Below are 15,189 nucleotides of genomic sequence, written 5' to 3' on the forward strand. Positions count from 1 at the left end.
TTTTTTTGCAGAGGTTCGGTGCGGCTTCGCCTTTTTTTGGACACGAAGACACGAAGGCGCAAAGGCACTAAGATTTCTTCATTTTTTTGAGTATGGCACGAAGGCCTTTCTGCTTCGCAGATTTGCACTGGAATTCGAGATTTCCTTTTTGCTACTGAGGTATGAGGATATGAAGAAGACGATCTGGCATTTTTTAAATTAAGGCAAGGAGCTTTTTCCTCGTTGCAGAAACCGGACTGAAACTCCACAGATACTTTTGTTGTAAATAATCCGTTGTAAATTTTTCACAACAGATTATTTACAACAAAATCAACGATATGAAATATCAGGATTCATTTAAAACGATGTTCGGGGCGAGCACCCATGATATGGCCATGATACTTGGCGTGACCGATGGCCAATATTCCATGTTTGATTGCGGCAAGCGGAATCTACCGAATGAAGAGCTTGCGTTGCTCGGCGAGATGCTGGCGCACATGAAAAAAATGCCAGAGTCTGGAACTCTGAACGGAAAACACCTGATACCTTTCCTTAAATCTGAGCTGGACCGTACTGAACGGCAGTATTACCTTACCATAAAGAAAATGGCCGCGGCCAAAAAAAAAGTAACTGCTACCGAAAAAGTAAGGCATTTATCCAGCCTCATCCTGGAAATGGCTGAACGGAATGACAAGAGGCGGCAGCCGATCCTGAATCCGTTTCACACACAGACGAAAGATTATTACTGGCAGAAACTGGAAATCGACCTGTTGCGGTTGAAACTGAAACTGGAACTTTTGGGCGAGGAGAAAAAAATACTCGAAGCCAGAATCACGGCGATTCAAGGCAGCCCAGAAGATGGGAAAGCGTAAAAAGTGCCAAGGGATAAAACAGATTACAATCAGATAGATCCGGCAATGGTTAGATTATCGACAACACAGTGCGGTCCGAATCTTCTTTCTGTTCGCGAATCCCGAAAGCCGGATTGAAAATAAATCAATCGACTTGGTTCGAACGAACTAAAACAAACCAGCGAAAGTTATCCGAAGAAATCATAAAAAAAGGGACAAACTTTCGCTTGTCCCTTTCTATCTGAATTGCCGGAATTACTCAGCAGATTCTTTTTTGTCGGTGTCATCTGCAGCCGGAGCCTCAGGAGTCGCCTCACTTGCAGTTTCAGCAGGAGCTTCGGCTACTGGAGTTTCTTCAACTACAGCTTCAGGTGTTTCCACTTCTTCCACTTCAGCAGCCGGAGCAGCTTCAGTTTTAGCGGCAGGAGCAGCAGCAGTTCCAGAAGTTTTTCCACCACGACGGCTTCTTGACTTCTTCACTTCTTTCTTACCTCCGTTGTACAGTTCGTTGAAGTCTACCAGTTCGATCATAGCCATATCAGCGTTATCTCCCAAACGGTTGCCCAATTTGATGATACGTGTATAACCTCCCGGACGGTCAGCTACTTTTGCAGCTACGTCGCGGAACAAATCCGTTACCGCATATTTGTTGCGCAGGTAAGCGAAAACGATACGACGATTGTGCGTAGAATCTTCTTTGGATTTGGTGATAAGCGGCTCAACGAAAACCTTAAGCGCTTTTGCCTTGGCAACGGTCGTGTTGATACGCTTGTGCTCGATCAGAGAGCAAGCCATATTTGCCAACATCGCTTTTCTGTGGCCGGTCTGGCGGCTTAGGTGATTGAATTTCTTTCCGTGTCTCATTACTATTCGTATTTAATCCAGGACGTGCCGGACTAGTCTTTATCTAATTTATATTTACTAAGATCCATTCCGAAGGTCAGGTTCTTGTTGGCTACAAGCTCATCAAGTTCCGTAAGTGACTTTTTACCGAAGTTGCGGAATTTCATCAGGTCGTTCTTGTTGAAGGAAACCAGGTCGCCAAGTGTATCTACTTCGGCTGCTTTTAAACAGTTCAAAGCACGTACGGACAAGTCCATGTCTACAAGTTTGGTTTTCAAAAGCTGACGCATATGCAATGACTCTTCGTCGTAAGATTCAGTCTGTGCAATTTCGTCTGCTTCAAGCGTGATGCGTTCGTCAGAGAACAACATGAAGTGGTGGATCAAAACTTTGGCAGCTTCGGTCAACGCATCTTTTGGTGCGATGGAACCGTCTGTCTTGATTTCGAAAACCAGTTTTTCGTAGTCGGTCTTCTGCTCGACACGGAAGTTCTCGATAGCATATTTCACATTCTTTACCGGAGTAAAGATGGAATCTGTAGCGATGGTTCCGATTGGTGCATTTTGCTTTTTGTTCTCTTCTGCAGGAACGTAGCCACGGCCTTTTTCGATGGTCAGCTCAAGGTTCAGGTTGATTTTGCTATCGATATTGCAGATAACCAACTCCGGGTTCAATACCTGGAAACCTGAAATGAACTTCTGGAAATCACCGGCAGTAAGCTGGTCTTTTCCTGAAACCGAAACCGTTACTGATTCATTATCCACGTCTTCGATCTGACGCTTGAAACGAACCTGCTTTAAATTTAGGATGATCTCGGTAACATCTTCAACTACGCCTGAAATGGTAGAAAACTCGTGATCTACACCTTCAATGCGTACCGAAGTGATCGCATAACCTTCCAAAGCGGAAAGCAGCACCCTTCTCAAAGCGTTACCAACAGTCAATCCGTAACCAGGTTCCAGCGGGCGGAATTCGAATTTGCCCTCTGAATCGGTTGAATCGATCATGATAACCTTGTCAGGTTTCTGAAAATTGAATATTGCCATAATTTGGACTCCTCAGTTTTTATTATTTGTTGTACAATTCGACGATAAGTTGTTCCTTGATGTTTTCAGGGATCTGAACACGTGCAGGAACAGAAACGAACGTACCTTCTTGAGTATCGTTGTTCCAGGTGATCCACTCATAAACATGAGATGAAGCTGCAAGAGAGTTCACGATGCTTTCGACAGATTTCGATTTCACGCGAACGGCAACTTTGTCACCTGCTTTCAAGTGATAGGATGGGATGTTTACCAATTCCCCGTTCACGGTGATGTGACGGTGGGAAACGATTTGGCGGGCAGCTCTTCTTGAAGGCGCGATTCCCATACGGAAAACCACATTGTCAAGGCGTGCCTCGCAAAGCTGAATCAATACTTCACCGGTAACACCACGTGAAGCAGCCGCTTTTTCAAACAATCCACGGAATTGTTTTTCAAGAATACCGTACGTGTACTTCGCTTTTTGCTTTTCCATCAACTGTACTGCATATTCAGATTTTTTACCTCTTTTTTTCGCCAGGCCGTGTTGTCCCGGTGGGTAATTTTTTTTCTCGAACGACTTATCGTCTCCGAAGATCGCCTCGCCGAATTTACGGGCGATTTTAGTTTGTGGACCAGTATATCTTGCCATTTCTAAATTTTTTGGATGCGCGGTTATGAATTCAGGTCTGATCCTCCGATAACCATCGGCGCTATCCGATTATACTTACTACTTTAATTGTAAAATTATACGCGACGTCTCTTTGGAGGACGGCAACCGTTGTGCGGCATTGGGGTAACGTCGATGATCTCTGTCACTTCAATTCCTGAGTTATGCAAAGAACGGATAGCGGATTCACGTCCGTTTCCTGGTCCTTTTACATACACTTTCACTTTCTTCAAACCTGCTTCCATTGCAACTTTGCTGCAATCTTCAGCGGCCATCTGAGCTGCGTAAGGCGTGTTCTTCTTAGAACCGCGGAAGCCCATTTTACCGGCCGATGACCAGGAAATAACTTCACCTTTCTTGTTTGTCAAAGAAATGATGATGTTGTTGAAAGTAGCACTTACGTGAGCTTCTCCAGTAGATTCTACTATAACTTTACGTTTTTTTGCTGTTGCTTTAGCCATTTCTACTTATTATTTAGTTGCTTTCTTCTTGTTCGCAACAGTTTTACGCTTACCTTTTCTGGTACGTGAGTTGTTTTTAGTGCGTTGACCACGGAGTGGAAGTCCAGCTCTGTGACGAATGCCACGGTAACAACCGATATCCATCAAACGCTTAATGTTCAAAGACGTCTCAGAACGAAGTTCACCTTCGATCTTGTAGTAAGAAACGGCGTCACGGATTGCTCCGATCTGGTCGTCGTTCCAGTCCTGAACTTTAATGTCTTCGCTAACTCCGGCTTTAGCCAGGATTTCAGCAGCACGGCTTTTACCAATACCGAAGATATAGGTCAAAGCGATAACGCCTCTCTTGTTTTTTGGGATGTCTACCCCTGCTATTCTTGCCATAATTAACCTTGTCTTTGTTTGAATCTAGGATTCTTTTTGTTGATTACGTATAATCTTCCTTTTCTGCGCACAATGATGCACTCTGCGCTTCTCTTTTTTACTGATGCTCTTACTTTCATATCTAGTAGCTTTAGTATCTATAAGTTATTCTTGCTTTGGACAGATCGTAAGGGCTCATTTCGAGTTTCACCTTGTCGCCCGGAAGCAACTTGATGTAGTGCATACGCATTTTTCCCGAGATGTGAGCGATCACGATGTGGCCGTTCTCTAATTCAACACGGAACATCGCATTCGACAATGCTTCGATGATGCTTCCGTCCTGCTCTATTGCTGATTGCTTCGCCATATATTAAGCTACCGCTTTTCTGTTTTTACCGCTTTTCATCAAACCGTCATAATGCTTGTTGAGCAGGTATGAATTGATTTGTTGAATCGTATCGATGGCAACACCTACCATAATGATCAGTGAAGTACCTCCGAAGAACATAGCCCAAGCCTGTTGTACTCCAAGATTTACGACAATCGCAGGGAAAATCGCAATCAGCGCCAGGAATAAAGAACCAGGGAACGTAATCAATGACATGATCTTGTCAAGGAAATCTGAAGTTTCAACTCCCGGACGGATGCCTGGAATGAAACCACCGCTTCTCTTAAGGTCATCGGCCATTTTGTTGGTCGGAACCGTGATTGCGGTATAGAAATACGTGAACAAAATAATCAATGAAGCGAAAACAAGGTTATACCACAATCCGAACATATTACTGAATGCACCTGCAATGGTTTGTGAAGTGTCCGATTGGGACAATCCGGCCAAAGCTGCAGGGATAAACATAATCGCCTGGGCGAAGATGATCGGCATTACACCGGCTGCATTCAGTTTCAAAGGAATCCACTGACGGTTTCCGTTGACATCCTGTTCAAAATCGCCTGAAACGGTTCTTCTCGCATATTGTACTGGAATCTTACGGACTGCCATTACAAGCAATACACAGGATATGATTACCAGCAACCAAACGATTACTTCGATAACAAGAATCATCGGCCCACCACCGTTATTGGTGATTGTAGATGTAAATTCCTGAAGGAAAGCCTGCGGCAGACGCGCAAGGATTCCAACCATGATCAAAAGTGAAATACCGTTTCCGATACCTTTATCGGTAATTTTCTCTCCAAGCCACATCGCGAAGATGGTCCCTGTTGTAAGGATCAACACAGATGAGAAAAGGAATGAGAACGAATCCAACGGCATAAGGAATGCATCTGCAGGAAGCGTACGGTGCAGGTTATAGATATAACCAGGACCTTGAACCAACGTGATGGCGATAGTAAGCCAACGCGTGATCTGGTTCAGTTTTTTACGTCCGCTTTCTCCTTCTTTCTGCAATTTCTGCAGGTAAGGAATTGCGATTCCCATGAGCTGGACTACGATCGATGCCGAAATGTACGGCATGATTCCCAGAGCGAAAACTGAAGCTTTTGAAAACGAACCTCCGGTGAACATGTCAAGGATAGATGCGATACCGTCTTTAGTCTGGCTTGTCAAAGCAGCCAAATGGGTAGGATCTATCCCCGGAAGTGTAACGTGAGCACCAAAACGGTACACCAGAAGCAGGCCCAACGTAAACGTGATACGGTTACGCAGTTCCTCAATCTTCCAAACGTTAGCTATTGATTCAAAAAATTTCTTCATCGTTTCGTTTCGATTACAATTCTACCGCTTCACCACCAGCAGCCTCGATGGCAGCTTTAGCGGAAGCAGTAAACTTATGAGCGCTTACTTTTAGTTTGGCTTTCAATTCACCACGTCCAAGGATTTTTACCACTTCATTTTTAGTAGCAAGGCGGCTTGATACGATTGTAGCGAAATCTACAGTATCTGTAACCACGTTGTTATCTACCAAAGCCTGAAGCGTATCAAGGTTGATTCCCTGATATTCCACACGGTTGATGTTCTTGAAACCGAACTTAGGCACACGGCGTTGCAAAGGCATCTGACCTCCTTCGAAACCAATTTTACGTGAATAACCTGAACGGGACTTGGCCCCTTTGTGACCACGTGCGGAAGTTCCGCCTTTACCTGAACCTTCACCGCGTCCGACGCGTTTGTTCTGGTTGTGGGTTGAACCTTCTGCAGGTTGTAAGTTACTTAAATTCATAACTATGGGTTATTTGGATTCCGTAACGGAAACCAGGTGTTTAACTTTATTGATCATCCCGAGGATTGCAGGATTCGACTCGTGCTCAACCGTTTGTCCCAGACGACGAAGACCCAAAGCCTCAAGGCCGAGTTTCTGCGTTTTAGGGCAGTTGATTTGACTGCGTACTTGTTTTACTACTAGTTTAGCCATGATTCCTGAAATTATCCTTTAAACACTTTTTCAAGAGAAACACCACGTTGTTTAGCAACAGTGTAAGCGCTTCTCATCTGTAGCAAAGCATCGAAAGTTGCTTTTACCACATTGTGCGGGTTAGACGATCCTTGAGATTTCGAAAGTACATCGTGGATTCCTACCGACTCCAATACGGCACGAACCGCACCACCGGCAATAACTCCTGTACCGTGGGACGCTGGCATCAAAAATACGCGCGCTCCACCGAATTTACCTTTTTGCTCATGCGGAACAGATTGTCCGGACAATGGGATTTTCACGAGGTTTTTCTTGGCATCTTCCACCGCTTTCGCGATTGCTTCAGAGACATCTTTTGATTTACCCAAACCGTGTCCTACGACACCGTTCTCATCACCAACGACAACGATAGCCGAAAATCCGAAGGCACGGCCACCTTTTGTCACTTTGGTTACACGGTTAACAGCTACCAGACGGTCTTTCAGTTCGAGTCCGCTTGGCTTAACCAGTTCTACGTTTTTGTATGTATGATACATGATTCTTAGAATTTAAGCCCGGCTTCTCTCGCGCCTTCTGCTAGTGATTTAATACGGCCGTGGTACAGGTTTCCTCCGCGATCGAAGGTAACTTCTGATATACCTGCCTTTTGTGCTTTCTCGGCAACTGATTTACCAACGGCATTAGCTACCTCGATAGCTGTCCCTTTGGCATCAAAGCCTTTATCTCTTGAAGATGCAGCCAGCAAAGTCACACCATTCACGTCGTCGATAAGCTGAACGTAAATTTCCTTGTTGCTTCTGAACACGGAAAGTCTCGGCTTAGCGGAAGTACCGTTCACGATTTTACGGATACGGAACTTGATTCTCTGTTTTCTTTCAGATTTAGTTAATGACATAATGCTGTTTATTAAGCTGATTTACCTGCTTTTCTTCTCAATACTTCTCCTACGAACTTGATACCTTTTCCTTTGTACGGCTCAGGACGACGGAACCCGCGGATCTTAGCGGCAACGGCACCCAAAAGCTGTTTGTCGTGGGAAGTAAGTTTGATGATAGGGTTCTTACCTTTTTCAGAGATTGTCTCAACTTTTACCTCCGGAGCAATGTCCATAACGATGTTGTGAGAGAATCCAAGAGCAAGATCAAGTTTTTGTCCGGCGTTGGACGCACGGTAACCTACACCTACCAATTCAAGTTCTTTTGTGAATCCGGTTGAAACACCGGTTATCATGTTGTTGATCAAAGCGCGGTACAAACCGTGTTTTGAACGTTGGTCTTTATCGTCGGTTGAACGCTCAACTACGACCTGGCCATCTTCGATTTTAACATCGATATCAGCAAACTCCTGAGCAAGCTGACCATTTTTACCTTTTACAGTTACGACTCCGTTTGCTACATCTACAGTAACTCCAGACGGGATCGCGATAGGACTTTTTCCAATTCTTGACATCGTTCTTCGTTTTTATAGATTAGTATACGTAGCAAATTACCTCACCACCGACATTGAGTTGCTTCGCTTGTTTTCCCGTCATAAGACCTCTGGAAGTTGAAACGATTGCAATCCCCAATCCGTTAAGGATTCGTGGAAGGTTCGAAGCACCGGCGTATTTACGCAAACCTGGCTTACTGATTCTCTGGATATCTTTGATAACCGGCTCTTTAGTGTCTTTGTCGTACTTAAGAGCAATTTTGATTGTCCCCTGGACTTTGTCCTCCTCGAATTTGTAGCTCAGGATATAACCCTGGTCAAACAGAATCTTGGTGATCTCCTTCTTTAAGTTAGAAGCGGGGATTTCAACTACTTTGTGGTTCGCTGCAACTGCATTACGAACACGCGTTAAGTAATCCGCGATTGGATCTGTATACATGAATATAAAATTGCGGAAACGGTTTTCGCTGACACCACATCAGACGAACCTGTATCCAATTAAAACTCTTTTTCAATAAGAGAAATTTTTATTGTAAGAAATTACTCTCTTACAATAAAAATTTAATCTTTTTCAAATAAAATTACCAACTGGCTTTCTTAACACCCGGTATCAAACCTTGGTTCGCCATCTCGCGGAAAGTAACGCGGGAGATGCCGAATTGGCGCATGTAACCACGTGGTCTTCCGGTTAATTTGCAACGATTGTGCATACGAACAGGAGAAGCGTTTTTCGGTAATTTTTGCAAACCTACGTAATCTCCAGCTTCTAACAAAGCTTTTCTTTTCTCAGCGTATTTTGCAACCGTTTTTTCGCGCTTTACCTCGCGGGCTTTCATTGATTCTTTAGCCATGTCTTAGTTCTTTTTAAATGGTAATCCTAGTTCAGCCAAAAGTGATTTTGCCTCTTTGTCGGTTTGGGCAGATGTCACGAACGTGATGTCCATACCAGAGATTTTGTTCACTTTGTCAATGTCGATTTCCGGGAAAATGATTTGCTCGGTAACTCCGAGGTTGTAATTTCCGCGTCCGTCGAAACCAGTAGCGTTGATTCCAGAGAAGTCACGAACACGCGGCAAAGCGGCAGTGATCAGACGATCAAGGAATTCATACATTCTTTCTCCGCGTAGGGTAACTTTAGCACCAATCGGCATTCCTTTTCTCAGTTTGAAAGAAGCAACGTCTTTCTTAGAGATAGTGGAAACTGCTTTCTGACCAGTGATTTTCGTCAACTCGTCTACTGCATAATCGATCAGTTTCTTATCTGACACAGCAGCACCTACGCCACGGCTAAGAACGATTTTTTCAAGTTTAGGAACCTGCATTACGTTCTTGTAACCGAATTCTTCTTTCAGGGCAGAGACAACACGGTCTTTGTACTCCTGTTTCAATCTTGGTGAATAAGCCATTAGATTACCTGATTTGATTTTTTAGAAAAACGAACTTTCTTGTCACCTTCCATGCGGTATCCAACTTTAGTAGTTGATTTTGATTTCGCATCTACCAACGCCAGGTTGGAAATATGAAGGGCAGCTTCTTTTTTAACGATACCACCCTGAGGGCTTTTTGCACTTGGCTTGGTATGTTTTGAAACCAGGTTCACACCTTCTACGATAGCTTTGTTTGTCAGTTTGTAAACACGGACAACTTTGCCTTCAGAACCTTTGTGGTCACCTGCGATAACGCGAACGATATCTCCTGATTTAATTTTCAGTTTTGTCATCATTGTACGAATTAAAGCACTTCAGGTGCCAGTGAAACGATTTTCATGAATTGTTTTTCACGAAGTTCTCTTGCTACCGGTCCAAAAACACGGGTTCCTCTCATTTCGCCTGCAGCGTTCAAAAGAACACATGCATTGTCGTCGAAACGGATGTAAGAACCATCGGCTCTTCTTACCTCTTTTTTGGTACGGACAACAACAGCTGTCGATACTGCGCCTTTCTTCACGTTTCCGTTCGGAGTGGCATCCTTGATAGATACAACGATCTTATCACCTACAGAAGCGTAACGACGTTTCGTTCCGCCCAACACACGGATAGTCAAAACTTCTTTTGCCCCGGTGTTGTCTGCTACTTTTAATCTTGATTCCTGTTGTACCATAATTACTTAGCTCTTTCAATAATTTCAACTAATCTCCAGCATTTGGTCTTTGACAATGGACGTGTCTCAGAGATACGTACCGTGTCACCAACGTTGCAGTCGTTTGTTTCGTCGTGTGCATGGAACTTTTTAGTCTTTAACACGAACTTACCGTATAATGGGTGTTTTACTTTCGTAGTCTGCGCCACAACAATAGACTTGTCCATTTTGTTTGACGTCACAACACCAATTCTTTCTTTTCTTAAATTTCTTGTTTCTTCCATCTTTCGGGCAGATTATTGTTGCTCTCTTTTAGCGATCTCAGTATTCAGTCTTGCAACTGTTCTTCTGAGGCTGCGAATTTGAAGCGGGTTGGCAATTGGAGAAAGAGCGTGTGCCGATGTCATATCTGCGTAAGCCTTTTTAGTCTCTCCAAGTTTCTCTTGCAACTGTGCTGCAGAAAGATCTTTTATTTCAGATTGTTTCATTTTTCTTTATCAGATTATGATTCAAAATCTCTTGCAACAACGAATTTGGTCTTCACCGGAAGTTTCTGTGCAGCAAGACGAAGTGCTTCTTTGGCAACTGCCAATGGAACTCCACCTACTTCAAACATGATTCTTCCTGGTTTTACAACGGCTGCCCAATATTCAACGGCACCCTTACCTTTACCCATACGTACCTCAAGAGGTTTCTTAGTGATAGGTTTGTCCGGGAAAATCTTAATCCAAAGCTGTCCTTCACGCTTCATGTAACGGGTTGCCGCGATACGGGCTGCTTCGATTTGGCGTGAAGTCAGGAACATTCCATCCTCATGCACCGATTTAATTCCGAACATACCATTTGAAAGTTCGTGCCCGCGTTGAGCCAGACCTTTCATTCTGCCCTTCTGTACCTTGCGGTACTTGGTTCTTTTTGGCTGTAACATTTTTTCTACTTAAGTCTTAAGTTAATTACTTTCTTTTACGAGGGCCACCTGGACGGTCTCCACCACGACGGTCGTTAGACCTGCGCTCTCCACGTGGAGCATCGCCGCCTTTACCGCCTGCTTTTTGTTGTTTGTCCATACCTACAAGCGGAGAAAGATCTCTCTTTCCGTAAACCTCGCCTTTCATGATCCATACTTTGATTCCCATACGACCGTAAGTCGTGTGAGCTTCTGCCAAAGCATAATCAATATCAGCTCTGAAAGTTGACAACGGAATACGACCTTCCTTGAAATTCTCGGAACGCGCCATCTCAGCACCATTCAAACGTCCTGAAATCTGAACCTTGATACCTTCAGCGTTCATACGCATAGAAGCAGCAATGGCCATTTTAATAGCACGACGGTAAGAAATACGGCTTTCGATTTGACGACAGATGCTTGATGCAACTAAAAAAGCATCCAGTTCCGGTCTTTTGATTTCAAAGATGTTGATTTGAACTTCCTTGTCGGTGATTTTCTTAAGTTCCTCTTTCAACTTGTCTACCTCCTGGCCGCCTTTCCCGATGATGATACCCGGACGGGCAGTGGTGATAGTAACGGTTACAAGCTTCAAAGTTCTCTCGATGATCACTTTTGACACACTAGCTTTCGATAAACGAGCATGAACGTACTTACGGATTTTGTAATCTTCGGCCAATTTATCGCCGTAATCGTTTCCTCCGTACCAGTTAGAATCCCAACCCCTGATGATACCAAGGCGATTCCCGATTGGATTTGTCTTTTGTCCCATGCTTACTTATGAATTAACTTGTGTGTTATCGGTCTGTCCCAAAACCACAGTAACGTGGTTGGAACGTTTTCTGATTCTGTGTGCACGACCCTGTGGTGCAGGACGAAGACGCTTCAGCATCATTCCTCCGTCTACGCGGATCTCTTTTACGAACAGCCCTGCATCTTCCATACTTGCATCAGGGTTTTTCGCCTGCCAGTTGGCAAGAACCGAAAGAACCAGTTTCTCAAGTTTGCGTGACGCTTCTTTTTGGCTGAATCTTAAAATATTCAGTGCATTCCCTACCTTTTGTCCTCTTACGAGGTCAGCTACCAGGCGCATTTTGCGAGGTGAAGTAGGGCAATTGTTCAGTTTACCAAAGGCCAACGACTTGTTAGCTTCTTTGATGGCTTCTGCTCTTTCTCTTTTACGAACTCCCATGACTTCTTATTTTTTACCTTTGTTTTTAGCACCTGCGTGACCACGGAAAGACCGTGTTGGTGAGAATTCACCCAGTTTGTGACCTACCATGTTCTCAGTAACATATACCGGAACGAACTGGCGGCCGTTGTGGACTGCGATAGTCTGCCCAACGAAATCAGGAGTAATCATTGAAGCGCGAGACCAGGTCTTCACCACTCCTTTGTTTCCTTTTTCGACGTTTTCCAGAACTTTCTTTTCTAACTTATAATGAACGAAAGGTCCCTTTTTTAATGAACGTGCCATTTCTTATTATTTCTTTCTGCGTTCTACAATATACTTATTGCTCGGATTAGCCTTAGCACGGGTTCTGTAACCTTTAGCCGGAAGACCTTTACGTGAGCGTGGGTGACCTCCTGAAGAGCGTCCTTCACCACCACCCATCGGGTGATCAACAGGGTTCATGGCAACTGGTCTCGTACGAGGACGACGGCCCAACCAACGTGAACGTCCAGCCTTACCTGAAACGACTAATTGGTGGTCAGAGTTGGAAACGGCACCAATCGTAGCCGAACAAGTCAAAAGAATCAAACGAGTCTCTCCTGAAGGCATTTTGATTGTAGCATATTTTCCGTCACGAGCCATCAATTGTGCGAATGTACCTGCCGAACGAGCGATAACAGCTCCTTGTCCTGGGCGCAATTCGATACAAGAGATAACAGTTCCCAAAGGAATTTTGCTAAGCGGCATCGTGTTTCCGATTTCCGGCTGCGCATCCGGACCAGACACTACTGTCTGACCAACCTGCAATCCGTTTTGAGCAATTACATACGTCTTGGCTCCATCTGCATAAAACAACAAAGCAATGAACGCAGTTCTGTTCGGATCGTATTCGATTGATTTCACAGTAGCAGGAACACCTTCCTTAGTACGTTGGAAATCGATCATACGATACCTTTTCTTGTGACCACCGCCTGTATAACGCATGGTCATTTTTCCTTGACTATTTCTACCTCCTGAGTTTTTTATCGGCGCTAACAATGAGCGTTCCGGCTTGTCAGTCGTGATAGTGTCAAAGCTATTCACAACTCTAAATCGCTGGCCCGGGGTAATAGGTTTTAATTTTCTAACTGACATGTTTGCCTATAATTAGATATTATTATAAAAATCGATAGTTTCTCCGTCCTTAACCTGGACTATCGCTTTTTTGTAAGCGTTGGTTTTTCCGCTGATCAATCCACTCTTGGTGTATTTTGTCGTGCGGTCCGGACGAACGTTCATGGTGTTGACTTCGGTAACAGTCACATTGTAAGCAGCCTCAACCGCTTTCTTAATCTGAACCTTGTTAGCCTTCTTGTCTACCACAAAACCGAAACGGTTTGAAAGCTCTCCCTGGCGGGTTACTTTTTCGGTGACGATTGGTTTTACTATGATACTCATCTCGTTCTTATTTGCTTAAATTCTCTACAATTCCTTCCAAAGAACCTTCCAAAAGCACAACATTATTTGCATTCAAAATAGCGTAAGTGCTTAATTCTGATGATGTTACGACATTAGAGGCTTTCAAATTCCGGGACGACAAATATACATTTTTATTTGCATCACCCAAGACGAACAACGATTTTTTGTTTTCTAACCCTAAGGCTTTCAAAACATTAATAAAATTCTTTGTGTTCGGGGCATCGAAATTGAAATCTTCAAGGACTACCAGATTGCTTTCCTGAACTTTCTGAGACAGCACCGACTTACGAGCCAGACGCTTCAGGTTTTTGTTCAGTTTGAAAGAATAACTTCTAGGACGTGGGCCGAAAATAGTACCACCACCTTTGAAAACCGGTGATTTTACAGATCCCGCACGAGCCGTTCCTGTTCCTTTTTGTTTCTTGATCTTACGAGTAGATCCGGTAACCTCTGCACGCTCTTTCGCTTTGTGCGTTCCCTGACGTTGGTTGGCCAGGTACTGCTTCACGTCAAGATATACCGCGTGCTTGTTAGGCTCTATACCGAAAACAGATGCATCCAGACTTACTGAACGGCCTGTTTCTTTTCCGCTGATATTTAAAACTTTTACGTCCATTACTTCTGAAGAATTAAATAAGAGTCTTTGTGTCCCGGAACCGCACCTTTAACAAGGATCAGGTTTTTGTCGGCAACGACTTTCAATACTCTTAGGTTTTGAACTTTAACATTTACACCTCCTGTTCTACCTGCCATGCGCATTCCTTTGAATACACGTGACGGATAAGAGGAAGCTCCCACAGAACCCGGTGCACGCAAACGGTTGTGCTGACCGTGGGTAGACTGTCCTACCCCGCCAAAACCGTGACGCTTAACAACACCCTGGAATCCTTTACCTTTTGAAACGCCTTGAACGTCTACAAATTCACCTTCTGCAAAAATGGAAACATCGATGATGTCACCCAATTTTTGCTCAGTTGCGAAATCCTGGAATTCAACGACTTTTTTCTTGGCAACCGTTCCAGCTTTCTTAAAGTGACCTGCGGCCGCTTTTGTGGAATGTTTGTCAGTCTTGTCATCGAAACCAAGTTGCAACGCTTCATACCCGTCGACCTCGTTGGTTCTGACTTGGGTAACCACGCACGGGCCAGCTTCGATCACGGTACAAGGAATGTTTTTCCCGTTCTCGTCGAAGATGCTGGTCATGCCGATTTTTCTACCAATTAACCCAGACATAAATACTAATTATTATTAAACATTGATTTTCAAATAGCCAATACGCTATTTTTTGAGCGTGCAAATGTAGAGATTACATTGTATTAAACCAAATATAATTCTAACATCTTGCTAATAAATAAATTTCTGAACTTCAATTATTTGTCGATTTGGATTTAAACCAGCGAAAACAAGTGTTTGAAACCAAATAGCAAGACGCACCTAAAACAATAGAAATCATCGGTTTAGTTATTGACTTTCAGAAATTTAAATTCCGATTAAGAAGTGAGAAACCCCTTAGTTACAAACCTTGCTTCCTTTGTTCCAAAAGAGC

At 43.8% G+C, this 15,189-nt stretch carries 28 protein-coding genes and 1 pseudogene; 1 reads left to right on the forward strand and 28 read right to left on the reverse strand.

Annotated features, from left to right (window positions below):
• Positions 1 to 317: 317 nt before the first annotated feature.
• Positions 318 to 851, forward strand: coding sequence for a hypothetical protein (locus G6047_RS16085; protein ID WP_169528647.1), 534 nt, complete (start codon positions 318 to 320; stop codon positions 849 to 851).
• A 369-nt stretch (positions 852 to 1,220) separates the two neighbouring features.
• On the opposite strand, the pseudogene rplQ reads toward G6047_RS16085, so the two are convergent.
• The 28 genes and pseudogenes from rplQ to rplC all read right to left on the reverse strand — a co-directional run.
• Positions 1,221 to 1,694 (reverse strand): annotated as a pseudogene (gene rplQ / locus G6047_RS16090) (50S ribosomal protein L17); the annotation flags it as partial.
• A 32-nt stretch (positions 1,695 to 1,726) separates the two neighbouring features.
• Positions 1,727 to 2,719: a DNA-directed RNA polymerase subunit alpha gene (locus G6047_RS16095; RefSeq protein WP_169528649.1), complete on the reverse strand. Its 993-nt coding sequence runs from the start codon at positions 2,717 to 2,719 to the stop codon at positions 1,727 to 1,729.
• 22 nt (positions 2,720 to 2,741) lie between these two features.
• On the reverse strand, positions 2,742 to 3,347 hold the full coding sequence (rpsD, locus tag G6047_RS16100; protein WP_169528650.1) for a 30S ribosomal protein S4: 606 nt from the start codon (positions 3,345 to 3,347) through the stop codon (positions 2,742 to 2,744).
• Positions 3,348 to 3,442: 95 nt separating this feature from the next.
• Positions 3,443 to 3,826: a 30S ribosomal protein S11 gene (gene rpsK / locus G6047_RS16105; protein ID WP_169528651.1), complete on the reverse strand. Its 384-nt coding sequence runs from the start codon at positions 3,824 to 3,826 to the stop codon at positions 3,443 to 3,445.
• Positions 3,827 to 3,835: 9 nt separating this feature from the next.
• Positions 3,836 to 4,210, reverse strand: a complete 375-nt coding sequence (gene rpsM / locus G6047_RS16110; protein ID WP_169528652.1) for a 30S ribosomal protein S13 — start codon at positions 4,208 to 4,210, stop codon at positions 3,836 to 3,838.
• Between the two features lie 2 nt (positions 4,211 to 4,212).
• Positions 4,213 to 4,329: a type B 50S ribosomal protein L36 gene (gene ykgO / locus G6047_RS16115; RefSeq protein ID WP_002987490.1), complete on the reverse strand. Its 117-nt coding sequence runs from the start codon at positions 4,327 to 4,329 to the stop codon at positions 4,213 to 4,215.
• An 11-nt stretch (positions 4,330 to 4,340) separates the two neighbouring features.
• A complete protein-coding gene (gene infA, locus G6047_RS16120) occupies positions 4,341 to 4,556 on the reverse strand; it encodes a translation initiation factor IF-1 (RefSeq protein ID WP_007136545.1) in 216 nt (71 codons plus the stop codon).
• A 3-nt stretch (positions 4,557 to 4,559) separates the two neighbouring features.
• Positions 4,560 to 5,900 (reverse strand): preprotein translocase subunit SecY, encoded by a 1,341-nt coding sequence (secY, locus tag G6047_RS16125; protein ID WP_169528653.1) that lies wholly within the window; start codon positions 5,898 to 5,900, stop codon positions 4,560 to 4,562.
• Positions 5,901 to 5,913: 13 nt separating this feature from the next.
• Complete coding sequence (rplO, locus tag G6047_RS16130; protein WP_169528654.1) at positions 5,914 to 6,366, reverse strand: 50S ribosomal protein L15; 453 nt, start codon at positions 6,364 to 6,366, stop codon at positions 5,914 to 5,916.
• 9 nt (positions 6,367 to 6,375) lie between these two features.
• Positions 6,376 to 6,558 (reverse strand): 50S ribosomal protein L30, encoded by a 183-nt coding sequence (gene rpmD / locus G6047_RS16135; protein ID WP_169528655.1) that lies wholly within the window; start codon positions 6,556 to 6,558, stop codon positions 6,376 to 6,378.
• Positions 6,559 to 6,569: 11 nt separating this feature from the next.
• Positions 6,570 to 7,094: a 30S ribosomal protein S5 gene (gene rpsE, locus G6047_RS16140; protein ID WP_169528656.1), complete on the reverse strand. Its 525-nt coding sequence runs from the start codon at positions 7,092 to 7,094 to the stop codon at positions 6,570 to 6,572.
• A gap of 5 nt (positions 7,095 to 7,099) precedes the next feature.
• Entirely contained in the window at positions 7,100 to 7,453 is a 354-nt protein-coding gene (gene rplR / locus G6047_RS16145) for a 50S ribosomal protein L18 (protein ID WP_169528657.1), read from the reverse strand.
• A gap of 11 nt (positions 7,454 to 7,464) precedes the next feature.
• Positions 7,465 to 8,007, reverse strand: coding sequence for a 50S ribosomal protein L6 (gene rplF, locus G6047_RS16150; RefSeq protein WP_169528658.1), 543 nt, complete (start codon positions 8,005 to 8,007; stop codon positions 7,465 to 7,467).
• Between the two features lie 19 nt (positions 8,008 to 8,026).
• On the reverse strand, positions 8,027 to 8,425 hold the full coding sequence (rpsH, locus tag G6047_RS16155) for a 30S ribosomal protein S8 (protein WP_169528659.1): 399 nt from the start codon (positions 8,423 to 8,425) through the stop codon (positions 8,027 to 8,029).
• Positions 8,426 to 8,567: 142 nt separating this feature from the next.
• On the reverse strand, positions 8,568 to 8,837 hold the full coding sequence (gene rpsN / locus G6047_RS16160) for a 30S ribosomal protein S14 (RefSeq protein WP_169528660.1): 270 nt from the start codon (positions 8,835 to 8,837) through the stop codon (positions 8,568 to 8,570).
• 3 nt (positions 8,838 to 8,840) lie between these two features.
• On the reverse strand, positions 8,841 to 9,392 hold the full coding sequence (rplE, locus tag G6047_RS16165) for a 50S ribosomal protein L5 (protein ID WP_169528661.1): 552 nt from the start codon (positions 9,390 to 9,392) through the stop codon (positions 8,841 to 8,843).
• Positions 9,392 to 9,706 carry a 50S ribosomal protein L24 gene (gene rplX / locus G6047_RS16170; RefSeq protein WP_169528773.1) on the reverse strand — a complete coding sequence of 105 codons (315 nt, stop codon included), beginning with the start codon at positions 9,704 to 9,706 and terminating at the stop codon, positions 9,392 to 9,394. Before rplX ends, rplE begins: the two co-directional genes overlap by 1 nt.
• 11 nt (positions 9,707 to 9,717) lie before the next feature.
• A complete protein-coding gene (gene rplN, locus G6047_RS16175) occupies positions 9,718 to 10,086 on the reverse strand; it encodes a 50S ribosomal protein L14 (protein ID WP_007803649.1) in 369 nt (122 codons plus the stop codon).
• Positions 10,087 to 10,088: 2 nt separating this feature from the next.
• Positions 10,089 to 10,349 carry a 30S ribosomal protein S17 gene (gene rpsQ, locus G6047_RS16180; RefSeq protein WP_169528662.1) on the reverse strand — a complete coding sequence of 87 codons (261 nt, stop codon included), beginning with the start codon at positions 10,347 to 10,349 and terminating at the stop codon, positions 10,089 to 10,091.
• A gap of 12 nt (positions 10,350 to 10,361) precedes the next feature.
• On the reverse strand, positions 10,362 to 10,553 hold the full coding sequence (rpmC, locus tag G6047_RS16185) for a 50S ribosomal protein L29 (protein ID WP_169528663.1): 192 nt from the start codon (positions 10,551 to 10,553) through the stop codon (positions 10,362 to 10,364).
• Between the two features lie 14 nt (positions 10,554 to 10,567).
• On the reverse strand, positions 10,568 to 10,993 hold the full coding sequence (gene rplP / locus G6047_RS16190) for a 50S ribosomal protein L16 (protein ID WP_169528664.1): 426 nt from the start codon (positions 10,991 to 10,993) through the stop codon (positions 10,568 to 10,570).
• A gap of 25 nt (positions 10,994 to 11,018) precedes the next feature.
• Positions 11,019 to 11,783 carry a 30S ribosomal protein S3 gene (rpsC, locus tag G6047_RS16195; RefSeq protein ID WP_169528665.1) on the reverse strand — a complete coding sequence of 255 codons (765 nt, stop codon included), beginning with the start codon at positions 11,781 to 11,783 and terminating at the stop codon, positions 11,019 to 11,021.
• A gap of 6 nt (positions 11,784 to 11,789) precedes the next feature.
• The gene (gene rplV / locus G6047_RS16200) at positions 11,790 to 12,203 is read right to left on the reverse strand and encodes a 50S ribosomal protein L22 (protein ID WP_169528666.1); all 414 of its coding nucleotides are present in this window, start codon (positions 12,201 to 12,203) and stop codon (positions 11,790 to 11,792) included.
• 6 nt (positions 12,204 to 12,209) lie between these two features.
• Complete coding sequence (gene rpsS, locus G6047_RS16205) at positions 12,210 to 12,488, reverse strand: 30S ribosomal protein S19 (RefSeq protein WP_169528667.1); 279 nt, start codon at positions 12,486 to 12,488, stop codon at positions 12,210 to 12,212.
• A gap of 6 nt (positions 12,489 to 12,494) precedes the next feature.
• Positions 12,495 to 13,319, reverse strand: a complete 825-nt coding sequence (gene rplB, locus G6047_RS16210; RefSeq protein WP_169528668.1) for a 50S ribosomal protein L2 — start codon at positions 13,317 to 13,319, stop codon at positions 12,495 to 12,497.
• Between the two features lie 12 nt (positions 13,320 to 13,331).
• Entirely contained in the window at positions 13,332 to 13,622 is a 291-nt protein-coding gene (gene rplW / locus G6047_RS16215) for a 50S ribosomal protein L23 (protein ID WP_169528669.1), read from the reverse strand.
• A 7-nt stretch (positions 13,623 to 13,629) separates the two neighbouring features.
• Positions 13,630 to 14,259 (reverse strand): 50S ribosomal protein L4, encoded by a 630-nt coding sequence (gene rplD / locus G6047_RS16220; protein WP_169528670.1) that lies wholly within the window; start codon positions 14,257 to 14,259, stop codon positions 13,630 to 13,632.
• Positions 14,259 to 14,876, reverse strand: coding sequence for a 50S ribosomal protein L3 (gene rplC / locus G6047_RS16225; protein ID WP_169528671.1), 618 nt, complete (start codon positions 14,874 to 14,876; stop codon positions 14,259 to 14,261). Before rplC ends, rplD begins: the two co-directional genes overlap by 1 nt.
• Between the last annotated feature and the right edge of the window lie 313 nt (positions 14,877 to 15,189).

Source organism: Flavobacterium silvaticum (assembly GCF_012911565.1).
Classification (GTDB): domain Bacteria; phylum Bacteroidota; class Bacteroidia; order Flavobacteriales; family Flavobacteriaceae; genus Flavobacterium; species Flavobacterium silvaticum.

Excerpts from the sequence above, each read along its gene's own strand:
- G6047_RS16085 (WP_169528647.1), top strand. The coding sequence starts at position 318 with ATGAAATATCAGGATTCATTTAAAACGATGTTCGGGGCGAGCACCCAT.
- G6047_RS16095 (WP_169528649.1), bottom strand. The coding sequence starts at position 2,719 with ATGGCAATATTCAATTTTCAGAAACCTGACAAGGTTATCATGATCGAT.
- rpsD (WP_169528650.1), bottom strand. The coding sequence starts at position 3,347 with ATGGCAAGATATACTGGTCCACAAACTAAAATCGCCCGTAAATTCGGC.
- rpsK (WP_169528651.1), bottom strand. The coding sequence starts at position 3,826 with ATGGCTAAAGCAACAGCAAAAAAACGTAAAGTTATAGTAGAATCTACT.
- rpsM (WP_169528652.1), bottom strand. The coding sequence starts at position 4,210 with ATGGCAAGAATAGCAGGGGTAGACATCCCAAAAAACAAGAGAGGCGTT.
- ykgO (WP_002987490.1), bottom strand. The coding sequence starts at position 4,329 with ATGAAAGTAAGAGCATCAGTAAAAAAGAGAAGCGCAGAGTGCATCATT.
- infA (WP_007136545.1), bottom strand. The coding sequence starts at position 4,556 with ATGGCGAAGCAATCAGCAATAGAGCAGGACGGAAGCATCATCGAAGCA.
- secY (WP_169528653.1), bottom strand. The coding sequence starts at position 5,900 with ATGAAGAAATTTTTTGAATCAATAGCTAACGTTTGGAAGATTGAGGAA.
- rplO (WP_169528654.1), bottom strand. The coding sequence starts at position 6,366 with ATGAATTTAAGTAACTTACAACCTGCAGAAGGTTCAACCCACAACCAG.
- rpmD (WP_169528655.1), bottom strand. The coding sequence starts at position 6,558 with ATGGCTAAACTAGTAGTAAAACAAGTACGCAGTCAAATCAACTGCCCT.
- rpsE (WP_169528656.1), bottom strand. The coding sequence starts at position 7,094 with ATGTATCATACATACAAAAACGTAGAACTGGTTAAGCCAAGCGGACTC.
- rplR (WP_169528657.1), bottom strand. The coding sequence starts at position 7,453 with ATGTCATTAACTAAATCTGAAAGAAAACAGAGAATCAAGTTCCGTATC.
- rplF (WP_169528658.1), bottom strand. The coding sequence starts at position 8,007 with ATGTCAAGAATTGGAAAAAGTCCTATCGCGATCCCGTCTGGAGTTACT.
- rpsH (WP_169528659.1), bottom strand. The coding sequence starts at position 8,425 with ATGTATACAGATCCAATCGCGGATTACTTAACGCGTGTTCGTAATGCA.
- rpsN (WP_169528660.1), bottom strand. The coding sequence starts at position 8,837 with ATGGCTAAAGAATCAATGAAAGCCCGCGAGGTAAAGCGCGAAAAAACG.
- rplE (WP_169528661.1), bottom strand. The coding sequence starts at position 9,392 with ATGGCTTATTCACCAAGATTGAAACAGGAGTACAAAGACCGTGTTGTC.
- rplX (WP_169528773.1), bottom strand. The coding sequence starts at position 9,706 with ATGACAAAACTGAAAATTAAATCAGGAGATATCGTTCGCGTTATCGCA.
- rplN (WP_007803649.1), bottom strand. The coding sequence starts at position 10,086 with ATGGTACAACAGGAATCAAGATTAAAAGTAGCAGACAACACCGGGGCA.
- rpsQ (WP_169528662.1), bottom strand. The coding sequence starts at position 10,349 with ATGGAAGAAACAAGAAATTTAAGAAAAGAAAGAATTGGTGTTGTGACG.
- rpmC (WP_169528663.1), bottom strand. The coding sequence starts at position 10,553 with ATGAAACAATCTGAAATAAAAGATCTTTCTGCAGCACAGTTGCAAGAG.
- rplP (WP_169528664.1), bottom strand. The coding sequence starts at position 10,993 with ATGTTACAGCCAAAAAGAACCAAGTACCGCAAGGTACAGAAGGGCAGA.
- rpsC (WP_169528665.1), bottom strand. The coding sequence starts at position 11,783 with ATGGGACAAAAGACAAATCCAATCGGGAATCGCCTTGGTATCATCAGG.
- rplV (WP_169528666.1), bottom strand. The coding sequence starts at position 12,203 with ATGGGAGTTCGTAAAAGAGAAAGAGCAGAAGCCATCAAAGAAGCTAAC.
- rpsS (WP_169528667.1), bottom strand. The coding sequence starts at position 12,488 with ATGGCACGTTCATTAAAAAAGGGACCTTTCGTTCATTATAAGTTAGAA.
- rplB (WP_169528668.1), bottom strand. The coding sequence starts at position 13,319 with ATGTCAGTTAGAAAATTAAAACCTATTACCCCGGGCCAGCGATTTAGA.
- rplW (WP_169528669.1), bottom strand. The coding sequence starts at position 13,622 with ATGAGTATCATAGTAAAACCAATCGTCACCGAAAAAGTAACCCGCCAG.
- rplD (WP_169528670.1), bottom strand. The coding sequence starts at position 14,259 with ATGGACGTAAAAGTTTTAAATATCAGCGGAAAAGAAACAGGCCGTTCA.
- rplC (WP_169528671.1), bottom strand. The coding sequence starts at position 14,876 with ATGTCTGGGTTAATTGGTAGAAAAATCGGCATGACCAGCATCTTCGAC.